Here is a 22,052-nt window from a genome sequence, read left to right as displayed (position 1 = left end):
CGCCCACGGCGATCTCGAGACTTCCCGTTCCGCCCTCCGGGGCCATGCCCGCGAGACGATGCGCATGACCGAAGCGACCCCGACCGACCAGGCGCCTCTCCTCGGCGTCGACAACATCGAAGTGGTCTACGATCACGTCGCCCTGGTGCTGAAGGGCGTGTCGCTGACCGTGCCGAAGGGCGGCGTGGTGGCGCTGCTCGGTGCCAACGGTGCCGGCAAGACGACGACGCTGAAGGCCGTCTCCAACCTGCTCCACGCCGAACGCGGCGACGTCACCAAGGGCAAGATCGTCTTCCGCGGTGAGGAGGTGCAGGACCTCTCGCCCAACGAACTGGTCCGCCGCGGCTGCATCCAGGTGATGGAGGGGCGGCACTGCTTCGGCCATCTGACCGTCGAGGAGAACCTGCTCACCGGCGCCTTCACCCGGTCCGACGGGCGTGGCGCGGTCAAGGCCGACCTCGAGCGCGTCTACGCGTTCTTTCCCCGCCTGCGCCAGCGCCGCAAGAGCCAGGCCGGCTACACCTCCGGCGGCGAGCAGCAGATGGTGGCGATCGGCCGCGCGATGATGGCGCGCCCGACGATGATCCTGCTCGACGAACCCTCGATGGGCCTCGCGCCGCAGATCGTCGACGAGATCTTCGAGATCGTCCACCGCCTCAACGTCGAGGAGGGCGTGTCCTTCCTGCTGGCCGAACAGAACACCGCCGTCGCGTTGCGCTATGCGACCTACGGCTACATCCTCGAGAGCGGCCGAATCGTCATGGACGGCGAGGCCTCGGCGCTCGCCGCCAACGAGGACGTCAAGGAGTTCTACCTCGGCGTCGCCGCCGCGGGCCGCAAGAGCTTCAAGGAAGTCAAACACTACAAGCGGCGCAAGCGCTGGCTGGCATGAGAGGGGGCGTCCCATGGCGCGTGGCTACGATCGGCTGGAGACCCGCGGCCCCCGGGTGCGCGAGCGCGAACAGATGGCGGCGCTGTCGCAAGCGATCGCCGTGCTCGCCCGCAAGCGCCTGTGGCGCCGCCGCTTTTCGAGCGTCGACCCGACGGCGATGCGCCACTGGCGCGATCTCGCCGCCGTGCCCGTGCTGCGCAAGGACCAGCTGAAGACGCTGCAGTCCGAGAACCGCCCCTTCGCCGAGCTGACGCCCGCCGGTCTCGACGGCGTCGCCCATCTCTTCACCTCGCCCGGCCCGGTCTTCGAGCCGGAAGGGGCGAGCCCCGACTGGTGGGGCACGGCGCGCGCCATGCATGCCGCCGGCATCCGCAGGGGCGACGTGGTGATCAACACCTTCGCCTATCACCTCACCCCCGGCGGCTTCATCCTCGACGCTGGCGCCCGCGCGCTCGGCTGTCCGGTGATCCCGGCCGGCCCCGGCAACAAGGAGGCGCAGCTCGAGCTGATCGAGCACTATCGCCCCCGCGCCTATGTCGGCACGCCGGACTTCCTCAAGATCCTGCTCGACGCGGGGCGCGAACTCGGTCGCGACACCAATTCCATAGAGGTGGCCCTGGTCACCGGCGCCGCCCTGCCGGCGAGCCTGCGCGCCGAGCTGGAAGGCCGCGGCGTCAAGGTGCGCCAGTGCTACGCCATCGCCGACGTCGGCCTCGTCGCCTACGAGACCGACGCGCCCGACGGCTCGCCCAATCCGGGCATGGTGGTCGACGAGCGCATCGTGCTGGAGATCGTCCGCCCCGGCACGTCGGACCGTGTCGCCCCCGGCGAGGTCGGCGAGGTCGTCGTCAGCCGCGCGGACGCCGTCCATCCGGTGATCCGGCTCGGCACCGGCGACCTCTCGGCGCTGCTGCTCGAGCCCTCGCCCTGCGGCCGGACCGGCCCGCGCATCAAGGGCTGGATGGGCCGCGCCGACCAGAAGGCCAAGGTCAAGGGCATGTTCGTCGATCCGTCGGACATCGACCGGGTGGTCAAGCGCCACCCCGAGATCCGTCTCGCCCGCCTCGTCGTCACCCGCGACAGGGAACAGGACGCGATGGAGCTTCGGATCGAGACCGAGGCCGAGGAGGCGAGCCTCATCGCCAAGGTCGCGGCGACGCTCCAGGCGGTGACAAAGCTCAAGGGTGCCGTCACCCGCGTCGCCCCCGGCGGCCTGCCACGCGACGGCAAGGTCATCGCCGACGAGCGGCCGGTCGGCTGATCCGAAGAGGAAGAAACCGGCTCACCCGCCGGTCGGGTGGCCGAACAGCGCCGCACCGGCGAGCGTGACGCCGGCGGCGATGACGATCAGCGCGCCGCCGACCTCGGCCGAGCGCAGCACGCGCATCGCCCATGGCCCCTCGTCGCCGGCGATCCTGAGCGCGAGACCGCGCGCGCCGACGGCGATCGAGGCGAGCAGCGACACGGTGAAGCCGGTGCCGAGCGCCATCGCCAGGACCGAGGCGATGCCGGCGATCGGCATGCCCTGGGCATGGGCGAAGACCAGCACGATCAGCGCGCCGGTACAGGGCCGCATGCCCACCGCGGCGATCGCCCCGAGGGCGCGGCGCCAGTTGAACGGCCCCTTGATCAGCGACGGGTCGGGCATGTGCGCGACGCCGCAGGGGCAGGCCGCCGCCACCGCGGCCGGATCGCCGCCGATGGCGCAGTCGACGACGTCGGCCTCGCTGGCCGCGGCCGGCATCGCCTTCGCCGCGCGCCGTGCCCTGAGGATCGGCTCGACGATCTTGGTCCACCCCAGCCACAGGCCGAGGCCGAGGACGGCGAAGGCGGAGGTGTATTCCAGCGCCGTCGTGGCGTCGGTCATCTGCACCGCGGTCAGATTGAAGATGCGGATCGCCCCGCCGACCAGCACGATCGCCACCATGCCTTGCAGAAACGCCGAGACGAAGGAGAGCATGATGCCGCGCTTCAGCGTCTCGTCGTTGGCGAGCACATAGGAGGTGATCACCGCCTTGCCGTGTCCGGGGCCGGCGGCATGGAAGACGCCGTAGCCGAAGGACAGCGCCGCCATCCACAGGCCCGCATGCGGGTCGGACTTCATCGCCCTGAGGCCCGCCTTGAGCGAGAGATAGAACTGGTTCTGCTGGTGGATCACCCAGTCGAAGAAGGTGCCGTGCACGAGCATGGCGCCGAGTTCCGGAGCGCCGACGCCGAAGGGGCCGGCCTGGGCATGGGCCGCCGCCACGCCGAGGAGGCAGACGAGGCCCGCCGTGAGCCCGGCGACGATCGCCGCCCGATGGCGCTGTCCCGACCTCACGGGCAACGCACTGTGATGCGGTTGGCGAGATCGGAGGTCAGCGCCTTGAGCTCCGGCGGCAGATCGCGCTCGCTCGCCGGGATCTGACCGAGGATCGCCGCGGTCGCGGCATCCGGCGCACCCTTGCGCTGGATCGCGGCCTTGCAGGTCGCCGGCGCCTTCTCCAGCACCACGGGATCCTTCTCGACGAACTGGAAATCGACGAAATAGCCGGGATCGAACACGTCCAACGTCACCCCCTTGGCGTCCGGTTTCACCGGCTGCATCAGGTTCAGCGTGTAGAACAGCGTCAGGTAGCCGTCGCTCGACTGCAGCCAGTATTCGGTCGGGATCTTGAACCCGGTGCGTTTGCCGTCGACCCGCAGGAAGGTGAAGTAGTCGTAGTCCTTGAGCGAATCGACGTTGACCTTGGCCAGCGGCTGCAATTCCTCGACCGACAGGACGCCGTCGCCGTTCTTGTCGAGGCCCTGGGAGGCGAAGGCCGAGAAGGCGTCGTCGAAGCGCCAGATCTGGCGTACCGCGGTGATCTTGCCCTCGGCATCGAAGACGATCTGCGTGCGCGCGTCGACGAAGACGTGCGGATGCGCCGCCGCTCCGCCGACCGCGGCGAGAAGAGTGCCCGCGGCGAGCGCGACGGAAGCGAGAAACGACTTCGGACGAGACGGCATGGAACCTCCGGGACGGCCCCGCGCGGGGTCTCCGATTCGCGAGAGAGGATCATCGCATTGCGGCAACATCCGGGACAGGCGGCGCGACATCACAGGCAGGGATCGCGGCGCTTGCGGCGCTCGAACCAGCCGACCAGGAAGTCGACGAAGACCCGGACCTTGGCCGAGAGATGGCGGCGGTGGGGATAGACCGCGTTGACCGTCAGGCCGGAGATCTCGAACGCCTCGAGCAGGGCGACGAGACGCCCCTCCTCGATCGCCCGCGCCACCGCGAAGAGCGGCACCCGCGCGACGCCGATGCCGGCGATCGCCGCCGCCGCCGTCACCTGCGGCCCGTTGACGTTCATCCGCGGATTGACCGCGACCACCATGCGTTCGCCGTCGACGGTGAAGGGCCAGTGGTGCCAGTTGCGCGCATTGGTGTCGCAGATCGCCGGCAGGCCGAGCAGGTCCTCGGGCTTCTCCGGCCGACCGTACTGTTCGATCCAGCCGGGCGAGGCGACCGTCACCACCCGGAAGGCGGCGAGGCGGCGGGCGATCAGGCTCGAATCGAGCGGCTCGGAGATCCGGATCGCCACGTCGAAGCCTTCTTCCACCAGATCGACGAAGCGGTCGTCGAGCCGCAGGTCGACGGTGATGTCGGGATGGGCGGCGAGGAATTCGACCACCGCCGCACCGAGTTCGGCGTCGCCGTAGGACCGCGGCGCGGAGATCCTCAAGTGTCCGCGCGCCTGCGTGTGCGTGTCGCGCACGGACGCGGTGAGGTCGGAGAGACGCTGGAGAATGTCCTGCGCCTCGCGGTGATAGGCGGTGCCGGCCTCGGTCGGCGACAGCTGGCGCGTCGTGCGATTGAGCAGGCGGACGCCGAGTTCGTCCTCGAGGTCGCGGACATATTTGGAGAGAAGCGCCTTGGACTTGCCCGCCTTGCGCGCCGCCGCCGAGAAACCGCCGGCATCGACCACCTGGACGAAGGCCTGCATGCGGGTGAGCGTGTCCATGGTCCGTCTCCGTCTGTCGAACGATCGACGCCGAATCTAGCCGATCGTCGCCGAGAATACAGCCGCCGCCCGGCATTTTCCGCGACGCGGCGCGCATTCGCGAACGCGGGAGAAGCGCCACCGACGAGACGTCGCACCGCCCGTTCCGACCCCCTCGGAGGCTGTCGCGAAATTCTCGAAATTCGCTTTGCCGGCCAAGGAGTTGTCCGGGGTGTGAAAATGTCGGTCCGTCATCGAGAAATCACTTGTACCGCAGGGCGAAAGACCCTATACCCCGGCTGCCCAAATTCGCACGTGCCTGTGGCCGCGTGCCGGTCGGTGGACCACCCGAGACAAGAGGCTCGGGCCCTACCGGGGCAACCGGCAGCCGGAGATCTGAACCGGCGCACCTCGCGTCTCACGCGGGGAACGTGGCTTGAAGCAACGACGTAGAGGGCTTTTTTGGTCTCTGCCGGCTCGTCCAAAGGCCGGGGTTACTGAAGAGGCAACTACTTCCTTGCCGGCGTGCGGACGGGATTTCCCTTCCAAGCCATGGCAGCAAAATTCGCGATCGAGCCTACGGGTCTCGTGACCGGAAGGGCCGCGCCCCTCGTTTCGCGCGGGTTCGGGCCGATCGGACGATCGGCTCATCGGGTTCATGCAACCCGCGTTTCGTCGTCTCCAAAGCGACGTCATGCGGCGCGGCATGCATCCCCGACGACCTTCGCGGGCCCTCTCGCGGAGGAAACGCCCGGAGCGCCGAAAGGCGAGCCGGGGATGACCGAACCGCCGGGCTCGCCCGGCACTGCTGGTAGCATCCCGGAAGGATCCCGCCATGACCGACCGCATCCGCGAATTTCTCCGCACCCGACGTCCCGATGGTCCCTGCCTGGTGGTCGACCTCGACGTCGTGCGCGAGAAGTACACGTCCTTCGCCAAGGCGATGCCCGACACCCGCGTCTTCTATGCGGTGAAGGCCAACCCGGCGCCGGAAGTGCTCGCCCTCCTCGCCGAGCTCGGCTCGTGCTTCGACACCGCCTCGGTCGCCGAGATCGAGATGGCGCTCGCCGCCGGCGCGACGCCCGACCGCATCTCCTACGGCAACACCATCAAGAAGGAGCGCGACGTCGCCCGCGCCTTCGAGCTGGGCATCCGCCTCTATGCGGTGGACTGCGAGGCCGAGGTCGAGAAGATCGCCCGCGTCGCCCCGGGTTCCAAGGTGTTCTGCCGCATCCTGTCGGACGGTGCCGACGCCGAGTGGCCGCTGTCGAAGAAGTTCGGCTGCGATCCGGCGATGGCGCCGCGCGTGCTCGAGCTCGCCCACACCCGCGGCCTCGAGGCCTACGGCGTGTCCTTCCACGTCGGCTCGCAGCAGCGCAACACCAAGGCCTGGGACGCCGCGGTGGCGTCGGCCGCCGGCATCTTCCGCGAAATGGCCGACCGCGGCATCTCGTTGAAGATGGTCAACCTCGGCGGCGGCTTCCCGACCCGGTACCTCAAGAACGTGCCGGCGGTTCAGGCCTATGCCCAGGCGATCTCCGACTCGATCCTCGCCCACTTCGGCAACCACGTGCCGGAGACCATCATCGAGCCGGGTCGCGGCATGGTGGGTTCCGCCGGCGTGATCAAGGCCGAGGTCGTGCTGGTGTCGAAGAAGTCCGACGACGACGACGTCCGTTGGGTCTATCTCGACATCGGCAAGTTCGGCGGCCTCGCCGAGACCATGGACGAGGCGATCCGCTACCCGATCCGGACGGAGCGGGACGAGGACGAGAAGGCGCCTTGCGTGCTCGCCGGCCCGACCTGCGATTCGGTCGACGTTCTCTACGAGAAGGAGCCCTATTGGCTCCCGATCAGCCTGGAGATCGGAGACGAGGTCCTGATCGAGGGCACCGGCGCCTACACGACCACCTATTCGGCGGTCGCCTTCAACGGCTTCGAGCCGCTGAAGTCCTACGTCATCTGACCGGCGGGGAGTTCCTCCCCGCCCCTTCCCCAGATCCGTTCCCGACCGGCCGGTCTTTCCGGCACGAGGGTCGTCGTCCGCTCGTCCGAGGGATCTTCGATCCATGCATCACGTCCGTCCGCACCTCGCGCTCGCCACCCCAGCCTTCCTCGTCCGCGACGAGACCGCGGGCGACGTCGCCGCGCGCGAACGCCTGCTCGACGCCGCCTTCGGCCCCGCCCGTTTCGCCAAGACCTGCGAGCGCCTGCGCGAAGGCCGCCTGCCCGCCGAAGGCCTCGCACTCGTGGCGGAAGACGCCTCCGGCCGCCTGATCGGCACCGTGCGGCTGTGGCACGTCGAGGCGGGCACCGCCGGCGCGGCGCTGATGCTCGGCCCGATCGCGGTCGCCGACGAGGCGCGTTCGCTCGGCCTCGGCGGGGCGCTGATGCGGGTGGCGATCGAACGCGCCCGCCGCTTCGGTCATCGCGCCATCGTGCTGGTCGGCGACGAGCCGTACTATCGCCGCTTCGGCTTCCGCGCCGAGGCGACGCTCGGCCTCGACCTGCCCGGCCCGGTGGAGCGCGCCCGCTTCCTGGCGCTGGACCTCGTCGACGGTGCCCTCGACGGCGCGACCGGCATGGTCGAGGCGACCGGCGCCTTCGAGGCGATCGCCCGCGCCGCCTGAGGGCGACCGGCATCGATCCTGCTTCTCCCCGAGCATCCCGCGGACGAGCCCCCTCGCCCGCGTGAGCTCTGTCACGTTTCGTCGCGAAGGAGACGCAAGCCTTGACCCTCTCGTTCGATCTCGACGACGGCGACACGCCGCCCGACCCTTTCGCGATCCTCGAAGGGGCGCGGGCCGCCCGGACCGATCCCGAGCGCTCGGAGGCGGCCGTTCTCGCAGCGCTCCAGGTCGCCCCCGACGATCGAGACGTGCGGATGGGCGCCTACAAGTTCTATTTCTACGCCAATCGCCTGGCCGAAGCCGCGCCGCATGCGCTGTGGTGCATCCGCGACGGCGCCCGCGCGTTGGGCCTGTCGGAGGACTGGCGCAGCCTCGCCCCCGGTTCGGTCGACTGCACCGGCTTTCCGAAACCGCAGCGTTTCCTCGTCCAGTCGCTCGTCGCCTTCGGCTGGTGCAACGCCCGATCGGGCAACGTCGAGCTCGGCCTCGAGGCGCTCGCCCAGGCGGTGGCGATCGACCCGTCCGACGGCTTCGGTGCGGCGCGCATCGTCTACATCCTGACAAAAGCAGACGAAGATGACTGAAGCCCTATAAATCCAACCCCTTCTTCATAAACCCATCAAACAAATGAAGCTTTAGATTGTTCCCAAGCTGTTTTGATGTCAGATATTTTGAAATATCACTAAATACTAAAGACATATCAGACAAGTCGGAGTCTGTATATATCATAGTAAATATTCCGAATTTTTTAAAATAATCCTTATGCTTGGCCATTTCTGTTTCGAAGTTTTCCTGAGCTTCTGCGTTTATTTGCTTCTGAGTTTTTGTTTTTACCTTCGATAAATAGCCATGCGTCGACCATGGAGACAATTCAAAGCCAATCTTGTTTCCGGTATCGACGTCAATAACAGAAAAATCCAATCTATATTTATGCATAAAGTCTTTTCCACCATACCGTAGCTCTGGAATGAGAAGTAAAATCCCATCAGGGTCATTAGATGATTTTACAAAATCACAATAGTACTGAGCAATGTCTTTTTGATATTTTGACGCAGTCTGCCGCACCAGCACATTCCGGAAAAAAGACAGATAATCGTCAATAGTTTTGAATTTCATACGGTCATTTTTATCTGGTATAAGCAGTCCAGTCTCAATAATATGCCCTATAGACCAATATTTCTTTTTAAATCTCCTAATTTCACTTTTATCATTTTCCCACATCGCCCCATCAAACCGCGGCGTTACAAGTATGCCATAATCTGAATTATTTTGACCAAGCCAAATTTCTGCATCATCAGTTGCAGGTCTGCGTTTCGAAAGATTCTCATACTCCCGCCAATAAGTTCTCTCAAGAAATAGTATTAAGTATTTTCGGCCAATCTTTTCCGATGTTAGCCGCTCATAAAATTCACGGTACGGTGTAGCGCCTTCATTTTTTATATCGTTATTAAGACCTTCGATGAATAATTGAATATATACTTGTGGAGAAAAGATAACCTCCTCCCGAAGATCGATATAACTAGCCTTTCGTGTCGCAAAATATGCATGCATTTGATGCACACTTGAGCTCTGGGTAAGCTCGATGACGGCGGATTGCATCCCCTTCAATTCCGTGCCTAAACGCTCTATTAGGCGGTTGCGAGCTCGCTTTTCTTCTTTGTCGGGAGTCATGGCAGCCACTTGCAACTGATAGAATCGGACCCGCAAATGTTAGGCACCGACCGGCGAGCTAGCAAGCCGTGGAGGCTGTCGCGTTCTTGGAATGCCACCTTCCGAAGCGTTGAATCGCCAGAAGTACCAAGGTCCTTCAAGGCACAAAGCATCAAGAAGTGTCATTGAAGCTAGAAGTCTGCACAAACTTCCTTGAAATAGGAGATGGACGAATGACGAATTGGCCGATCTACGGCGAAATCACCGGCCCCATCGTGATGATCGGCTTCGGCTCGATCGGCCGCGGCACCCTTCCCCTGATCGAACGCCATTTCAAATTCGACAAGTCGCGCCTCGTGGTGATCGACCCGTCCGACGCCGACCGTAAGCTGGTCGACGAGCGTGGCTACGCCTTCGTCCATCAGTCCGTCACCCGCGAGAACTACCGCGACCTGCTGACGCCCTTCCTGAAGCGCGGCGAGGGCCAGCCCTTCATCGTCAACCTGTCGGTCGACACCGGCTCGCTCGACCTGATGAAGTTCGCCCGCGAGCTCGGCGCCCTCTACATCGACACCGTGGTCGAGCCCTGGCTCGGCTTCTACTTCGACAAGGCCGCCACCACCGCCTCGCGCTCCAACTACGCGCTGCGCGAGACCGTGCGCGCCGAGAAGGCGAAGAACCCCGGCGGCACCACCGCCGTCTCCTGCTGCGGCGCCAACCCGGGCATGGTCTCGTGGTTCGTCAAGGCGGCGCTCCTCAACCTCGCCCGCGACACCGGCGCTCCCGTCGCCAAGCCGACCACCCGCGAGGGCTGGGGCGAGCTGATGCAGTCGCTCGGCGTCAAGGGCGTCCACATCGCCGAGCGCGACACCCAGCGTTCGAAGAACCCGAAGCCGATGAACGTCTTCGTCAACACCTGGTCGGTCGAGGGCTTCGTCTCGGAGGGCCTGCAGCCGGCCGAGCTCGGCTGGGGCACGGCCGAGACCTGGATGCCGGACAACGCCCGCACCCACGAGGCGGGCTGCAAGGCGGCGATCTATCTCCTCCAGCCGGGTGCCAACACCCGCGTCCGCACCTGGTGCCCGACGCCGGGCACCCAGTACGGCTTCCTCGTCACCCACAACGAGTCGATCTCGATCGCCGACTACTACACGGTCGGCGACAAGGAGAAGCCAGCGTTCCGTCCGACCTGCCACTACGCCTACCATCCCGCCAACGACGCCGTGCTGTCGCTGCACGAGATGTTCGGCGCGGAAGGCCGCAAGCAGCCGGCGAACCACATCCTCGACGAGAACGAGATCGTCGACGGCATCGACGAACTCGGCGTGCTGCTCTACGGCCACGCCAAGAACGCCTACTGGTACGGCTCGCAGCTCTCGATCGAAGAGACCCGCGTGCTGGCGCCCTATCAGAACGCCACCGGCCTGCAGGTCTCCTCGGCCGTGCTCGCCGGCATGGTCTGGGCACTCGAGAATCCGGAGGCCGGCATCGTCGAGGCCGACGAGATGGATCACGAGCGCTGCCTCGAGGTGCAGACCCCCTATCTCGGCCCGGTCTGCGGCTACTACTCCGACTGGACGCCGCTCGACGGCCGCCCCGGTCTGTTCCCGGAAGACATCGACACGGCGAACCCGTGGTCCTTCCGCAACATATTGGTGCACTGATCCCTCGCATTCGAACCTAGCCCGACAGAGCCCGGAGAACCCCTCCGGGCTCTTTCAATTTGAGATGCGCGATCAAGACCTTGGAGTATATGCCCGAATACTCATAAAAACGATTTGTTTACGGCTCGTGACGCATTCTGCGACACCGATGAAAGGATGCTTTCCATGAAGAACGTCTCGATCGCCGTCAAACTCGCCATCCTTTTCGCAGCGACGGTCGTCGTGGCGATCGTGGTCGGTGTCGTGGGCCTGATGACCCAGGCGAGCCAGCGTGCGATCGACGAGGAGATGCGCCGTGCCTATGCCGGTCAGGCCTATGTCGAGCGCATCAACGGTCTGATCTATGCGGTCGTCATGGACAGCCGTGGCGTCTACATGTCGGCCGATCCCAAGGTTCTCGCCAAATATGCCGACGGCATGGCGAAGAACCTCGACCGCATGACGAAGGAAGTCGCCGACTGGAAGAAGGACGTCGCCCCGGCGCTGATGAGCCGCTTCCAGACGCTCGAGGCCCGCGTCGCCCAGTTCCGCGAGTTCCGCCTCGAGACCGCCCGTCGCGGCCGCGAGATCGGTCACGACGCCGCCCGCGAACACGGCGACAACGACGCCAACCGCTCGGTCCGCTCCGCTCTCAACAAGGACCTCGAGGCGCTCGCCGACGGCCTGTCGGAACAGGCCGAGACGGCCGCCGCCGACCTCGCCCAGGTCTCCGACCGTGCCCGTCTGGCGGTCGGCGCGCTGATCGCCTTCGCCTTCGCCGTCGGCGCCTTCGGCTTCTGGAACGTCCGCGCCCGCATCACCCGCCCGATCGACGATCTGGTCGAGACCATGTCGGCGATCTCCGCCGGTGACACCTCGGTCACCGTGCCGCACGGCAACCGCGGCGACGAGATCGGCGCCATCTCCGCCGCCGTCTCCGAGTTCCGCGAGACCGTGGCGCGCGCCCGTTCGATGCAGACCTCGCTCTCCGACGAGGCCGGCGCCCGCGCCGAACGGCAGAGCCGCATGGAGGCGACGATCGCCGGCTTCGAGGCCGAGATCCAGTCGCTGACCGCCGAGCTCACCAGCGCCGCCCGCACCCTCTCCGACGCCGTCGGCGAGCAGACCGGCGCCGCCCGCGAGGCCGGCCGCCGCACCCGCGAGGTCGCCGCCGCCTCCGAACGCTCCGCCGCCAACGTCGGCACCGTCGCCGCCGCCGCGGAGGAACTCTCCGCCTCGATCGCCGAGATCAACGCCCGCGTCGCCGACGCCTCGCGCACCGCCCGTGAAGCGGTCGACACCGCCGAACGCTCGTCGTCGGCCGTCCAGGGTCTCGCCGGCTCCGCCGCCCGCATCGGCGCCGTCGTCGACCTCATCCGCTCGATCGCCGAGCAGACCAACCTCCTCGCCCTCAACGCCACGATCGAGGCGGCGCGCGCCGGCGAGAGCGGCCGCGGCTTCGCCGTCGTCGCCTCCGAGGTCAAGGCGCTGGCCGACCAGACCGCCAAAGCGACCGAAGAGATCTCCGGCCAGATCGTCGAGATGCAGCAGACCACCCGCGCCTCGGTCGACGCGATCGAAGAGATCCGCACGACGATCCGCACCATCGACGGCATCACCATGTCGGTCGCCGCCGCGGTCGAGGAACAGGGTGCCTCCACCGACGAGATCGCCCGCAACGTCACCCATGCCGCCAGCGCGGCCAAGGACGTCGACGCCAACATCCGCGGCGTCGATGCCTCGGTCGAAGCCGCAGCACGTTCCGCCGAGAGCCTCGACAGCCTCGCCGCGACGCTCGACGGTCGCACCACCGACCTGAGGTCTCGGGTCGACGCCTTCCTGCGCACGATCGCCGCCGCCTGAGCCGGAGCTGTCGCTGCGTAAACGCGATCGAAAGGACCTCGGGCTCAAGATGGCCCGAGGGACTTGGAGGGAAGAGATGCGTGGATTGTCCGGTTTCGTCGTGGCCGCCTGCGTGGCCTCTTTCGTCGCGACCATGTGGATCGTCATGCTCGGCGACGGGCAATCGCTGATCGCCTCGTTCCGCCTGCCCGACCTGATGGGCGCACGCTTCCCCGACCTCGCGATCAACTTCCGCCGACTGCTGGCCTTCTACGCCGAGAGCTCCGCGCTGACCCGCGTGGCGATCGACCTGCCCTTCGGCATCGCCATCTTCCTGGTGATCAATCTGCCCGGCGCGCTGCTCCTGTGGGCGGCCGAGAACGCCTTCGGCGACGCGGCCCGCTGGAACACCTTCAAGCCGCTGTGGAGCGGTCTCGTCTATGCCCTGATGGCGACGACCTTCATGCTGGTCAGCTTCGAGTGGGGTCTGCCGCTGATCGCCGAGATCCGCCTGTCGCCGATCGGCGCGGCGCTCGCCGCGCTCTTCGCCGGTGCCGTCCTCGGCCTCTCGCCGTCGCGAGAGACCGACGATCTCGGCTACACGTCGCTGCCGCCCTCGCGCATCTGAGCGCGTCCGACCGTCGCGGCGCCTCAGCCGCGGATGTCGATCGTCCCGGCCTCGCCGTTCTCGCAGCCGAAGGCGACGCGTACGCCCGCCTTGTCCCAGGCCATCGCCGAGACCGGCGCGGCGCCCGGATGGCGCAGCAGCACTTCCGCCGAATCCGTGAAACGCGCGGCGACGATCATGCCGTCGTCGTAGCCGATCGCCACCACGTCTTCGCTCGGATGGCAGGCGACCGCCGTGACGATCCGATCGCGCGGGGCGAGTTCCAGCGGCGCCTTGCCCATCGGCCCGTCCTTGGAGAGGAACGGCCACAGGATCGCGGCATTGGCCCCGGCCGTCGCCAGGAACCGGCCCTTGGCCGACCACGAGATCGACTTCACCTTGGTCGGGTAGCCGGTCATCCGCATGTGCTTCATGTCGTCGATGCGCCAGCCGTGCAGCGCCGGCTCCTGCATCGTCGTCACGAGAAACTTGCCGTCGGGCGAGGTGGTGATGCCGGTGTGGGCGCCCTTCCACGGCATGTCGACCGGCGCGCCCTTGGCGGAGACCCAGTGCAGCACCGCCTTGTCGGTCGTCGCCGTGGCGAGCCTCAGTCCCTTGGGCAGGAAGGCGACGCCGCCCACCGCCTTGTCGTGGGGAAACTCGGAGACCTCGCCGTTGGCGAGCCTGACCCAGGCGATGCGGCCCGATGCGGTGGCGATCGCCCCCTGCGGCCCTTCGGCCAGCTGGTCGAGCCACTTGCCCTTTTTCTCGAACAGCACCTCGGTCTCGCCCGGCAGCGTCGTGCGCACGACGCGACCGTCGTCGCCCGAGGTGAGCAGCGAGCGGCCGTCGGCGGCGAAGCGGGCGGCGAGGATGCCGCCGTCGTGCGCCTCGACGGTCAGGTCCATCTCGCCGAGGGCGACGCGGACATGCCCGTCGCCGAGCGCGAAGACGGAGGCCTCACCGAGGAAGCCGGCGGCCACGACATAGGCGTCGAGGATCTTCGGGTCGATGCTGGGCATGGGATCACGCCGCCTTGCAGGCGTCGAAACCGGCCTTCAGCGCCGCGAAGTCGAGATCGCGGCCGATGAAGACGAGACGGGTGCGCCGTTCCTCGTCGGCCTTCCAGGCGCGCTGGTGATTGCCCTCGACGATCATGTGGACGCCCTGGACGACATAGCGTTCCGGATCGTCCTTGAAGGCGATGATGCCCTTGAGACGGCGGATGTTGGGGCCCTGTTCCTGGGTCGCCTTGTTGACCCAGTCGAAGAAGGCCTCCGGCTCCATGTCGCCGGCCTCGAGGCTGATCGACTTCACCGATTCGTCGTGGCTGTGGTGATCGGAGGTCAGGAACTCCGGCTCGACCAGCAGGATGCGGTCGAGGTCGAAGGCGCCGCGGTCGAGCACTTCGGCGAGGTCGACGGCGCAGCGCTCGGTCTCGACGACGCGGGCCTGCGGATTGATGGCGCGGATCTCGGCGCGGACGCGGGCGCGTTCCTCGGCCGTGACGAGGTCGATCTTGTTGAGCAGGATCACGTCGGCGAAGGCGACCTGATCCTCGGCTTCCGGACTGTCGTCGATGCGGGCGATGAGGTTCTTCGCGTCGACCACGGTGACGATGGCGTCGAGCCGGGTGCGGGCGCGCACGTCGTCGTCCATGAAGAAGGTCTGGGCGACCGGCGCGGGATCGGCGAGACCGGTCGTCTCGATGATCACCGCGTCGAACTTGCCCTTGCGCTTCATCAGCCCTTCGAGAATGCGGATGAGATCGCCGCGCACGGTGCAGCAGATGCAGCCGTTGTTCATCTCGAAGATTTCCTCGTCGGTGTCGACGACGAGGTCGTTGTCGATGCCCACCTCACCGAACTCGTTGACGATCACGGCGTATTTCTTGCCGTGGTCCTCGGTGAGGATGCGGTTGAGGAGCGTCGTCTTGCCGGCACCGAGGTAGCCGGTGAGCACGGTGACGGGAATGGCCGGAGAAGTCTGAGACGTCATGAATGAACCTCGTCGAGCCTCCTCCGGCCGATCCGATCACGAATCGAGCATCGCCGCCGTGAGGAGCTTCACGTTGTGGCGGACCATATCGACATAAGTGGTGGCCGGTCCACCCTTCGGCGAGAGGCTGTCGGAGAAGATCTCGCCGCCGAGTTTGACGCCGGTCTCCTCGGCGATGCGCTTCACCATCCGGCCGTCGGTCATGTTCTCGATGAAGACGGCGCGGATCTTCTCCTTGCGGATCTGGCCGATCAGCTTGGCGACGCCCTTGGCCGAAGCCTCGGCGTCGGTGGAGATGCCCTGCGGCGCCAGGAACTCCAGCCCGTAGGCGGCGGCGAAATAACCGAAGGCGTCGTGCGAGGTGATCACCCGGCGCTTCTCGGCCGGGATCTTGGCGATCGCCGCCGTGACCTCGCCCTCGAGCCCGTCGAGCTCGGCGAGGAAGGCCGCGGCATTGGCGACATAGGTGTCCTTGCCCGCCGGGTCGGCGGCGACGAGGCCGTCGCGGATGTTGGCGACGTAGATCTTCACGTTGGCGATCGACTGCCAGGCGTGCGGGTCGATGCCACCATGGTCGTGGCCCTCGTGGCCGTGACCGCCCTTGCCCTCGGCGTGATCTTCCTCGTCCTCGGCCTTGCGCGGTGTGATGCCCTTGGAGGCGACGACGATCGGCGCCTTGGTGCCGGACGACTTCACCAGCCGGTCCATCCAGCCCTCGAAGCCGAGGCCGTTGACGAAGACGAGCTTGGCCTCGACGAGCTTCCTGGCGTCGGCGGGCTTGGGCTGGAAGACGTGGGCGTCGCCGCCCGCCGCCACCAGCGTCGCGATCGTCACCCGGTCGCCGCCGACGCGGGAGACGAGATCGGCGAGGATCGAGAAGGAGGCGACCACGGGCAGGGCCCCATCGGCGAGAGCCGGCGTGGCGACGAGACCGGCGGCGAACAGGCCGGCGGAGGCGAGGAGAAGGGTACGACGGGTCGTTCCGGCCATGAGACGAATCTCCCGGTTGGACGTTGTGCGAAGGATGAGAAGAGCCGGCGTCGCGTCGGCTCAGGCTTCCAGGTGTCGCCGGCCGAGCCGGTCGGCGAGAAGGCCGCGCCGTCCCGCCAGAAGCGAGACGAACCAGGCCGCCCCCGCCGTCAGCACGATGGCCGGACCGGCGGGAAGCGAGAGGTGATAGGAGACGACCAACCCGACGAAGGCCGAGGCGACGCCGATCAGCGCCGCGACCGCGACCAGCGCCGTCAGGTCGTCGACCCACATCCGGGCACCGGCCGCCGGCAGCATCATCAGCCCGACCGCCATCAGCGTGCCGAGCGCATGGAAGCCGCCGACGAGGTTGAGCACCACGACGCCCATGAAGACCAGATGCACCGCCGCCCCGGACCGGCCGCCGACGGCGCGCAGGAACCCGGGATCGACGCTGTCGAGCGCCAGCGGCCGCACGATCGCCGCGAAGGCGAGGAGCGTCAGCGTGGCGATGGTGGCGATCATGATCAGCGCATCGTCGTCGAGCGCCAGCACCGAGCCGAACAGCACGTGCATCAGGTCGACGTTGGAGCCCTTGAGCGACACGATGGTGACGCCGAGCGCCAGCGAGGTGAGATAGAAGGCGGCGAGCGAGACGTCCTCGCCGAGCCGCGACGACCGCGCCACCGCTCCCGCCGCCACCGCCACCACGACGCCGGCGACGAGCCCGCCGAGCGCCATGGCGGAGAGCGACAGGCCGGCGAAGAGATAGCCGATCGCCGCACCCGGCAGAATGGCGTGGCTCATGGCGTCGCCGGTCAGCGACATCCGCCGCAGCATCAGCATGATGCCGATCGGCGCCGAGGCGAGCGCCAGGGCGATCGCGCCGGCGAGTGCGCGGCGCATGAATTCGAAATCCGCGAAGGGCGCGACGAAGACGTCGTGGAACATGGTGCCGTCTCCCTCACGCCACCCGCGCACAGACGTGCGCGTGGCTGTCGAAGGCCTCGATCATCGCCTGGGCGGCGGCGAGATTGGCCGCCGTCAGGACCGACGTCGTCCGCCCCCAGGCGACCGTCTCGCGGGCGATCATCAGCGTCTCGGGGAAATGCCGCAGCACCAGATCGAGGTCGTGCGACACCGCGATCAGCGTCCGCCCCTCGCCGTGCCAGCGATGGACGAGCGCGAGGAGATCGGCCTGGGTCGCCGCGTCGACGGCATTGAAGGGTTCGTCGAGCAGGATCACCGCGGCGTCCTGCATGACGAGGCGGGCGAACATCACCCGCTGCATCTGCCCGCCCGACAGCGTGCCGATCGGCCGGTTCTCGAAGCCCTCGAGCCCGACGGTCTCGAGCGCCTCCTCGACCCGGTGGCGCTCACGCGCGCCGATGCCGCCGAAGAGGCCGATCCGCGCCCAGCCGCCGAGTGCGACGAAGTCGAAGACCGAGATCGGGAAGCTCCGGTCGATCTCGGCGGCCTGCGGCAGATGGGCGACCGCGCGCCGGTCGAGCCCGTGGAGCAGGACTCGTCCGCCGATCGGCCGGAGCATGCCGACGATGCCCTTGAGCAGTGTCGACTTGCCGGCGCCGTTCGGCCCGACGATCGCCGTCAGGCTGCCGGTGGCGATCTCGCCGGAGAGGTGGTGCACCGCCGGATGCCGGTCGTAGCCGAGCGTCAGGTCTTCGAAGGTGAGGAGAGCGGTCACGAGGCGCCTCCGCCGATCGGCAACCGCGCCCACAGGACCAGCGCCCAGATCAGCACGGCGAGCCCGCCGGCGAGCGTCAGTCGCGCGCCCAGCGACGCGCGCAGGAACGACGGCGACAGCGTCACGCGCGCCGCCGCTTGCGCGACCCGGGGCGAAGCACCATGTGCAGGACCATGGTCGTGATCATGGCCATGGGCGGCGTGGGAATGGCCGTGTCCGTGGTCGTGCCCATGGTCGGCGTGGTCGTGGTGCGCCGCCAGCGGCGCGGAGGATGTCGCGATCATGGGAATGTTATAACGTAACACTCGACCGTCGACAAGCGCTCGTCGTCTCCCGTGCAGGCAGACCGGACCACCGCCGCTGGTGTAGAGTGGCCGCGCACGAATCCCGCCCTCGGAGTTCCTCCGTCCCGATGCCCCTCGCCGATCGATCCGCCGCCGCCGTGTCCACCCATGCGCCCGCCGATCATCCGGCGGTGGCGACCGGCCGCGTCGGCGTCCTCCTCGTCAATCTCGGCACGCCGGACGCCACCGACTACTGGTCGATGCGGCGCTATCTGAAGGAGTTCCTCTCCGACCGCCGGGTGATCGAGGTGCCGCGGGCGATCTGGTGGCCGATCCTCAACGGCATCATCCTGACGACGCGTCCCGGCCGAAAGGGCCGCGACTACGCCTCGATCTGGAACACCGAGCGCGACGAGGGACCGCTGAAGACCATCACCCGGTCGCAGGCCGAGAAACTCGCCGAACGCCTCGCCCCCCTCGGCGACCGCCTCGTCGTCGACTGGGCGATGCGCTACGGCAATCCGTCGATCGCCTCGCGGCTCGAGGCGCTGACGAAGGCCGGTTGCGAGCGCATCCTGGTGGTGCCGCTCTATCCGCAATATGCCGCCGCCACCACCGCGACCGTCGCCGACAAGACCTTCGACGCGCTGAAGGCGATGCGCCGGCAGCCCGCCGTCCGCATCGCCCCGCCCTGGCACGACGAACCGACCTACATCGCCGCCCTCGCCGCCTCGCTGACGGCCGATCTCGCGGCGCTCGACTGGGAGCCGGAGGTGATCGTCGCCTCCTTCCACGGCATCCCGCAGAGCTACTTCGACAAGGGCGACCCCTACTACTGCCATTGCGCCAAGACCATGCGCCTCCTGCGAGCGGCGACGGGTCTCGACGAGAAGCGGCTCCCGATGACTTTCCAGTCGCGCTTCGGCAAGGCGGAATGGCTGAAGCCTTATACCGATCACACCATCGCCGAACTGGCGCGCTCCGGCGTGAAGCGTCTGGCGGTGATCACCCCGGGCTTTGCCGCCGACTGTCTCGAAACCATCGAAGAGATCGGGGTAGAAAATGCCGAGATCTTCCACGCCAACGGCGGCGAGCGGTTCCACCGCGTCGCCTGTCTCAACGACGCACCCGGCGGCCTCGACGTGATCGAGACCGTCGTCCGCCGCGAGCTCGGCGGCTGGATCTGACGTTTCACAAGCGTGGTCCCCCGTCGCGACGGGCACCCGCGCAAGGAGGAAGCCATGAACCAAGCGGCATTCAACGGTCTGCCCCTCAGCGGGTTCGACATCGTCGTCATCGCCTTCCTGGCGCTGGTCGTGCTCGTCTTCTTCAAGGGCGTGAAGACGGTGACCCAGGGCGAGAACTGGACGGTCGAGCGCTTCGGCCGCTACACCCGCACGCTGAAGCCCGGCCTCAACGTCATCGTCCCCTTCGTCGACCGGATCGGCGCCCGCCTCTCGGTGATGGAGCAGGTCCTCGACGTGCCGACCCAGGAGGTCATCACCAAGGACAACGCCACCGTCGCCGTCGACGGCGTCGCCTTCTACCAGATCCTCGACGTCGCCCGCGCCGCCTACGAGGTGCAGCAGCTGGAGCTGGCGATCCTCAACCTGACCATGACCAACATCCGTACCGTCATGGGCTCGATGGAACTCGATCTGCTGCTCAGCCACCGTGACGAGATCAACACCAAGCTGCTGCACGTCGTCGACGCCGCCGCCGAAGCCTGGGGCATCAAGGTCACCCGCATCGAGATCAAGGACATCGTGCCGCCGGCCGACCTCGTCGCCTCGATGGGCCGCCAGATGAAGGCCGAACGCGACAAGCGCGCCGCCATCCTCGAGAGCGAGGGCCTGCGCCAGTCCGAGATCCTCAAGGCCGAAGGCCAGAAACAGGCGCTGATCCTCGCCGCCGAGGGCCGCAAGGAGGCCGCCTTCCGCGACGCCGAGGCGCGCGAACGCTCCGCCGAGGCCGAGGCCAAGGCGACCGAACTGGTCTCCAAGGCGATCGCCGAGGGCGACGTCCAGGCGATCAACTACTTCGTCGCCCAGAAATACGTCGAGGCACTCGGCCACCTCGCCTCGGCGCCGAACCAGAAGGTGCTGATGCTGCCGGTCGACGCCACCTCGATCCTCGGTTCGGTCGCCGGCATCGCCGAGATCGCCAAGGCGAGCTTCGGCGAGGGCTCGTCCCAGGCCCGCCGCCCCGGCGTACCGGACAGCCGCGGCTGAGGAGACGACGATGATCGACCTCCTCGCGGATCTGTTCCTGCGTTACGGCCCCTGGAGCTGGTGGCTGCTCGGCCTGGTGCTGCTCGGGCTCGAGATCGTCGTCCCCGGCTTCGTCCTGGTGTGGTTCGGGGCGAGCGCCGTGCTGGTCGGCGTGCTCGCGCTCGTCGTCGACTGGTCGGTGCGCAGCCTGTCGCTGATCTGGGCGATCCTGTCGATCGTGCTGCTGATCGTCGGGCGCGGCTGGTTTCACCGCACCGAGGCCGGATCGCAGGATCCCCTCATCAACGATCGCGCCGGCCGCCTGATCGGCCGCACCTTCACGCTGTCCGAACCGCTGGGCGAGAACGGCGGTCACCTCACCATCGACGACACGCTCTGGCGCATCCGCGGCCCACTGCTGCCGGCCGGCAGCCGTGTCGTCGTCCGTTCGGTCGAAGGGCCGATCCTGGTGGTCGAGGCCGGCTGACCGGGCGAGGGCCCCCCACGCGGTCGGCCGTCACCCTCACGCCACGCCGGCGCGCAGCAGGTCGTGGACGTGGACGACGCCGACCGGACGGCCGTCTTCGACGACGAAGAGCGCGGTGATCGAGGCGACGTTCAGCGTCGCGATCACCCGGCCGAGCAGCGCGTCGGGGCGCGTGACCTTGGGGTTGCGCGTCATCACGTCGTCGACCCGGGCCGACAGGAGATCGTCCGAGAGGTGGCGGCGCAGGTCGCCGTCGGTGACGATGCCGATGAGCAGCCCCTCGGCGTCGACCACGCCGACGCAGCCGAAGCCCTTGCCGGTCATGGCGATGATCGCCTCGCGCATCGGCGTTCCGGTCGCGACCACCGGAACGCGGTCGCCGCCGTGCATCACGTCGCGCACGGTGCGCAGCGACGAGCCGAGCTTGCCGCCCGGATGGAAGACGCGGAAATCTTCGGGCGTGAAGCCGCGGCCCTCGAGCAGGGCGACGGCGAGCGCGTCGCCGAGCGCCAGCTGCAGCGTCGTCGACGACGTCGGCGCCAGCCCGTGCGGACAGGCCTCCTCGACCCGCGGCAGCTCGAGCACCACGGTCGCGGCGCGACCGAGCGTCGAGACGGCGTTGGAGGTGATGGCGATCAGCGTCACGCCGAACCGGTCGGCGAAGGCGAGCACCGGCGCGAGTTCGGCCGATTCCCCCGACCACGACAGCGCCAGCACGACGTCGGTCGTGGCGATCATGCCGAGGTCGCCGTGGCCGGCCTCGGCCGGGTGGACGAAATAGGCGGGCGTTCCGGTCGAGGCCAGCGTCGCGGCGATCTTGCGCCCGACGTGGCCGCTCTTGCCCATGCCCGAGACGATCACCCGCGCCGCCGGATCGGCCATCAGATGGACGGCGCGCTCGAAGGCGCGGCCGAGGTCCCCGTCGAGCGCGACGCCCAGCGCTTCGAGACCGCGGGTCTCGGTGGCGATGGTGCGGCGGGCCGAGGCAAGGCTGATTTCGTTCATCGATCGATCCCGTAGGCCCCTCTGCGGGGCGAGGCCCGCCTGAATATCACGTTTCCGACCCCCGCCAACCCTCCCCGTCGTCACACCCGGCCCGAGCGGACGGCGCGCGCGGGCCGGCGCGGAACTAAGAAAGCGTTAACCACTTCCGTTTACTTTTCGGCAAGA

At 67.5% G+C, this 22,052-nt stretch carries 22 protein-coding genes; 11 read left to right on the top strand and 11 right to left on the bottom strand.

The genetic code is table 11. The features are described from left to right. The first annotated feature begins 64 nt into the window (after window positions 1-64). Together ACT53U_RS11555 and ACT53U_RS11550 are read left to right on the top strand one after the other, a co-directional pair. The gene (locus ACT53U_RS11555; protein ID WP_476155219.1) at window positions 65-892 is read left to right on the top strand and encodes an ABC transporter ATP-binding protein; all 828 of its coding nucleotides are present in this window, start codon (window positions 65-67) and stop codon (window positions 890-892) included. 13 nt (window positions 893-905) lie between these two features. Beyond that, window positions 906-2,153 carry a phenylacetate--CoA ligase family protein gene (locus tag ACT53U_RS11550; protein WP_476155217.1) on the top strand — a complete coding sequence of 416 codons (1,248 nt, stop codon included), beginning with the start codon at window positions 906-908 and terminating at the stop codon, window positions 2,151-2,153. Between the two features lie 21 nt (window positions 2,154-2,174). On the opposite strand, the gene ACT53U_RS11545 is transcribed toward ACT53U_RS11550, so the two are convergent. The 3 genes from ACT53U_RS11545 to ACT53U_RS11535 form a co-directional block, all read right to left on the bottom strand. Then, window positions 2,175-3,212: a nickel/cobalt transporter gene (locus tag ACT53U_RS11545; RefSeq protein ID WP_476155216.1), complete on the bottom strand. Its 1,038-nt coding sequence runs from the start codon at window positions 3,210-3,212 to the stop codon at window positions 2,175-2,177. After that, complete coding sequence (locus ACT53U_RS11540) at window positions 3,209-3,880, bottom strand: DUF1007 family protein (RefSeq protein WP_476155214.1); 672 nt, start codon at window positions 3,878-3,880, stop codon at window positions 3,209-3,211. The genes ACT53U_RS11545 and ACT53U_RS11540 overlap by 4 nt, the downstream gene beginning before the upstream one ends. Before the next feature lie 89 nt (window positions 3,881-3,969). Continuing rightward, complete coding sequence (locus ACT53U_RS11535) at window positions 3,970-4,878, bottom strand: LysR family transcriptional regulator (RefSeq protein WP_476155212.1); 909 nt, start codon at window positions 4,876-4,878, stop codon at window positions 3,970-3,972. A gap of 814 nt (window positions 4,879-5,692) precedes the next feature. Here ACT53U_RS11535 and ACT53U_RS11530 point away from each other — a divergent pair. The 3 genes from ACT53U_RS11530 to ACT53U_RS11520 all read left to right on the top strand — a co-directional run bounded on the left by ACT53U_RS11530 (window position 5,693) and on the right by ACT53U_RS11520 (window position 8,071). Further along, window positions 5,693-6,823 carry a type III PLP-dependent enzyme gene (locus tag ACT53U_RS11530; RefSeq protein WP_476155210.1) on the top strand — a complete coding sequence of 377 codons (1,131 nt, stop codon included), beginning with the start codon at window positions 5,693-5,695 and terminating at the stop codon, window positions 6,821-6,823. Window positions 6,824-6,926: 103 nt separating this feature from the next. Then, a complete protein-coding gene (locus ACT53U_RS11525) occupies window positions 6,927-7,487 on the top strand; it encodes a GNAT family N-acetyltransferase (protein WP_476155208.1) in 561 nt (186 codons plus the stop codon). Window positions 7,488-7,588: 101 nt separating this feature from the next. Further along, a complete protein-coding gene (locus ACT53U_RS11520; protein WP_476155207.1) occupies window positions 7,589-8,071 on the top strand; it encodes a hypothetical protein in 483 nt (160 codons plus the stop codon). A 4-nt stretch (window positions 8,072-8,075) separates the two neighbouring features. Here the strand turns inward: ACT53U_RS11520 and ACT53U_RS11515 are convergent, their stop codons facing one another. Continuing rightward, window positions 8,076-9,158 carry a hypothetical protein gene (locus ACT53U_RS11515; protein WP_476155205.1) on the bottom strand — a complete coding sequence of 361 codons (1,083 nt, stop codon included), beginning with the start codon at window positions 9,156-9,158 and terminating at the stop codon, window positions 8,076-8,078. Window positions 9,159-9,370: 212 nt separating this feature from the next. On the opposite strand from ACT53U_RS11515, the gene ACT53U_RS11510 reads away from it, so the two are divergent. The 3 genes from ACT53U_RS11510 to ACT53U_RS11500 all read left to right on the top strand — a co-directional run bounded on the left by ACT53U_RS11510 (window position 9,371) and on the right by ACT53U_RS11500 (window position 13,250). After that, on the top strand, window positions 9,371-10,801 hold the full coding sequence (locus ACT53U_RS11510) for a homospermidine synthase (RefSeq protein WP_476155203.1): 1,431 nt from the start codon (window positions 9,371-9,373) through the stop codon (window positions 10,799-10,801). Window positions 10,802-10,966: 165 nt separating this feature from the next. Beyond that, window positions 10,967-12,643 (top strand): methyl-accepting chemotaxis protein, encoded by a 1,677-nt coding sequence (locus tag ACT53U_RS11505; protein ID WP_476155201.1) that lies wholly within the window; start codon window positions 10,967-10,969, stop codon window positions 12,641-12,643. A 76-nt stretch (window positions 12,644-12,719) separates the two neighbouring features. Beyond that, entirely contained in the window at window positions 12,720-13,250 is a 531-nt protein-coding gene (locus tag ACT53U_RS11500) for a hypothetical protein (RefSeq protein ID WP_476155199.1), read from the top strand. A 23-nt stretch (window positions 13,251-13,273) separates the two neighbouring features. Here ACT53U_RS11500 and ACT53U_RS11495 read toward each other — a convergent pair whose 3' ends face one another. From ACT53U_RS11495 to ACT53U_RS11470, 6 genes are read right to left on the bottom strand one after another with little or no spacing between them, the layout of a single operon-like run. Further along, window positions 13,274-14,251, bottom strand: coding sequence for a WD40 repeat domain-containing protein (locus ACT53U_RS11495; protein ID WP_476155197.1), 978 nt, complete (start codon window positions 14,249-14,251; stop codon window positions 13,274-13,276). A gap of 4 nt (window positions 14,252-14,255) precedes the next feature. Beyond that, window positions 14,256-15,227: a CobW family GTP-binding protein gene (locus ACT53U_RS11490; RefSeq protein WP_476155195.1), complete on the bottom strand. Its 972-nt coding sequence runs from the start codon at window positions 15,225-15,227 to the stop codon at window positions 14,256-14,258. A 36-nt stretch (window positions 15,228-15,263) separates the two neighbouring features. After that, entirely contained in the window at window positions 15,264-16,217 is a 954-nt protein-coding gene (locus ACT53U_RS11485; RefSeq protein ID WP_476155193.1) for a metal ABC transporter substrate-binding protein, read from the bottom strand. A gap of 60 nt (window positions 16,218-16,277) precedes the next feature. Then, window positions 16,278-17,147: a metal ABC transporter permease gene (locus ACT53U_RS11480; RefSeq protein WP_476155191.1), complete on the bottom strand. Its 870-nt coding sequence runs from the start codon at window positions 17,145-17,147 to the stop codon at window positions 16,278-16,280. A gap of 13 nt (window positions 17,148-17,160) precedes the next feature. Further along, on the bottom strand, window positions 17,161-17,901 hold the full coding sequence (locus ACT53U_RS11475; RefSeq protein WP_476155189.1) for a metal ABC transporter ATP-binding protein: 741 nt from the start codon (window positions 17,899-17,901) through the stop codon (window positions 17,161-17,163). Continuing rightward, entirely contained in the window at window positions 17,898-18,185 is a 288-nt protein-coding gene (locus tag ACT53U_RS11470) for a hypothetical protein (protein WP_476155187.1), read from the bottom strand. Before ACT53U_RS11470 ends, ACT53U_RS11475 begins: the two co-directional genes overlap by 4 nt. 128 nt (window positions 18,186-18,313) lie before the next feature. Here ACT53U_RS11470 and hemH point away from each other — a divergent pair, with 128 nt between their 5' ends. The 3 genes from hemH to ACT53U_RS11455 are packed head-to-tail and all read left to right on the top strand — an operon-like array spanning window position 18,314 to window position 20,882. Further along, a complete protein-coding gene (hemH, locus tag ACT53U_RS11465) occupies window positions 18,314-19,372 on the top strand; it encodes a ferrochelatase (protein WP_476155186.1) in 1,059 nt (352 codons plus the stop codon). A 54-nt stretch (window positions 19,373-19,426) separates the two neighbouring features. Further along, window positions 19,427-20,416: an SPFH domain-containing protein gene (locus tag ACT53U_RS11460; protein ID WP_476155184.1), complete on the top strand. Its 990-nt coding sequence runs from the start codon at window positions 19,427-19,429 to the stop codon at window positions 20,414-20,416. Between the two features lie 10 nt (window positions 20,417-20,426). Continuing rightward, window positions 20,427-20,882, top strand: coding sequence for an NfeD family protein (locus tag ACT53U_RS11455; protein ID WP_476155182.1), 456 nt, complete (start codon window positions 20,427-20,429; stop codon window positions 20,880-20,882). A 36-nt stretch (window positions 20,883-20,918) separates the two neighbouring features. On the opposite strand, the gene ACT53U_RS11450 is transcribed toward ACT53U_RS11455, so the two are convergent. Beyond that, window positions 20,919-21,887 (bottom strand): KpsF/GutQ family sugar-phosphate isomerase, encoded by a 969-nt coding sequence (locus ACT53U_RS11450; protein WP_476155180.1) that lies wholly within the window; start codon window positions 21,885-21,887, stop codon window positions 20,919-20,921. Window positions 21,888-22,052 lie beyond the last annotated feature (165 nt).

Source organism: Pinisolibacter sp. DMC19 (genome assembly GCF_056313985.1).
The sequence above is the reverse complement of the archived record's forward strand: the minus strand, read 5'-3'. Positions and strand labels throughout refer to the sequence as shown.

What these genes read in the sequence shown, in the direction of transcription:
- ACT53U_RS11535 (WP_476155212.1), bottom strand. Translation starts at nt 4,878, where the DNA reads ATGGACACGCTCACCCGCATGCAGGCCTTCGTCCAGGTGGTCGATGCC.
- ACT53U_RS11525 (WP_476155208.1), top strand. Translation starts at nt 6,927, where the DNA reads ATGCATCACGTCCGTCCGCACCTCGCGCTCGCCACCCCAGCCTTCCTC.
- ACT53U_RS11515 (WP_476155205.1), bottom strand. Translation starts at nt 9,158, where the DNA reads ATGACTCCCGACAAAGAAGAAAAGCGAGCTCGCAACCGCCTAATAGAG.
- ACT53U_RS11540 (WP_476155214.1), bottom strand. Translation starts at nt 3,880, where the DNA reads ATGCCGTCTCGTCCGAAGTCGTTTCTCGCTTCCGTCGCGCTCGCCGCG.
- ACT53U_RS11530 (WP_476155210.1), top strand. Translation starts at nt 5,693, where the DNA reads ATGACCGACCGCATCCGCGAATTTCTCCGCACCCGACGTCCCGATGGT.
- ACT53U_RS11505 (WP_476155201.1), top strand. Translation starts at nt 10,967, where the DNA reads ATGAAGAACGTCTCGATCGCCGTCAAACTCGCCATCCTTTTCGCAGCG.
- ACT53U_RS11510 (WP_476155203.1), top strand. Translation starts at nt 9,371, where the DNA reads ATGACGAATTGGCCGATCTACGGCGAAATCACCGGCCCCATCGTGATG.
- hemH (WP_476155186.1), top strand. Translation starts at nt 18,314, where the DNA reads ATGCCCCTCGCCGATCGATCCGCCGCCGCCGTGTCCACCCATGCGCCC.
- ACT53U_RS11470 (WP_476155187.1), bottom strand. Translation starts at nt 18,185, where the DNA reads ATGATCGCGACATCCTCCGCGCCGCTGGCGGCGCACCACGACCACGCC.
- ACT53U_RS11550 (WP_476155217.1), top strand. Translation starts at nt 906, where the DNA reads ATGGCGCGTGGCTACGATCGGCTGGAGACCCGCGGCCCCCGGGTGCGC.
- ACT53U_RS11490 (WP_476155195.1), bottom strand. Translation starts at nt 15,227, where the DNA reads ATGACGTCTCAGACTTCTCCGGCCATTCCCGTCACCGTGCTCACCGGC.
- ACT53U_RS11485 (WP_476155193.1), bottom strand. Translation starts at nt 16,217, where the DNA reads ATGGCCGGAACGACCCGTCGTACCCTTCTCCTCGCCTCCGCCGGCCTG.
- ACT53U_RS11460 (WP_476155184.1), top strand. Translation starts at nt 19,427, where the DNA reads ATGAACCAAGCGGCATTCAACGGTCTGCCCCTCAGCGGGTTCGACATC.
- ACT53U_RS11455 (WP_476155182.1), top strand. Translation starts at nt 20,427, where the DNA reads ATGATCGACCTCCTCGCGGATCTGTTCCTGCGTTACGGCCCCTGGAGC.
- ACT53U_RS11555 (WP_476155219.1), top strand. Translation starts at nt 65, where the DNA reads ATGACCGAAGCGACCCCGACCGACCAGGCGCCTCTCCTCGGCGTCGAC.
- ACT53U_RS11450 (WP_476155180.1), bottom strand. Translation starts at nt 21,887, where the DNA reads ATGAACGAAATCAGCCTTGCCTCGGCCCGCCGCACCATCGCCACCGAG.
- ACT53U_RS11480 (WP_476155191.1), bottom strand. Translation starts at nt 17,147, where the DNA reads ATGTTCCACGACGTCTTCGTCGCGCCCTTCGCGGATTTCGAATTCATG.
- ACT53U_RS11500 (WP_476155199.1), top strand. Translation starts at nt 12,720, where the DNA reads ATGCGTGGATTGTCCGGTTTCGTCGTGGCCGCCTGCGTGGCCTCTTTC.
- ACT53U_RS11495 (WP_476155197.1), bottom strand. Translation starts at nt 14,251, where the DNA reads ATGCCCAGCATCGACCCGAAGATCCTCGACGCCTATGTCGTGGCCGCC.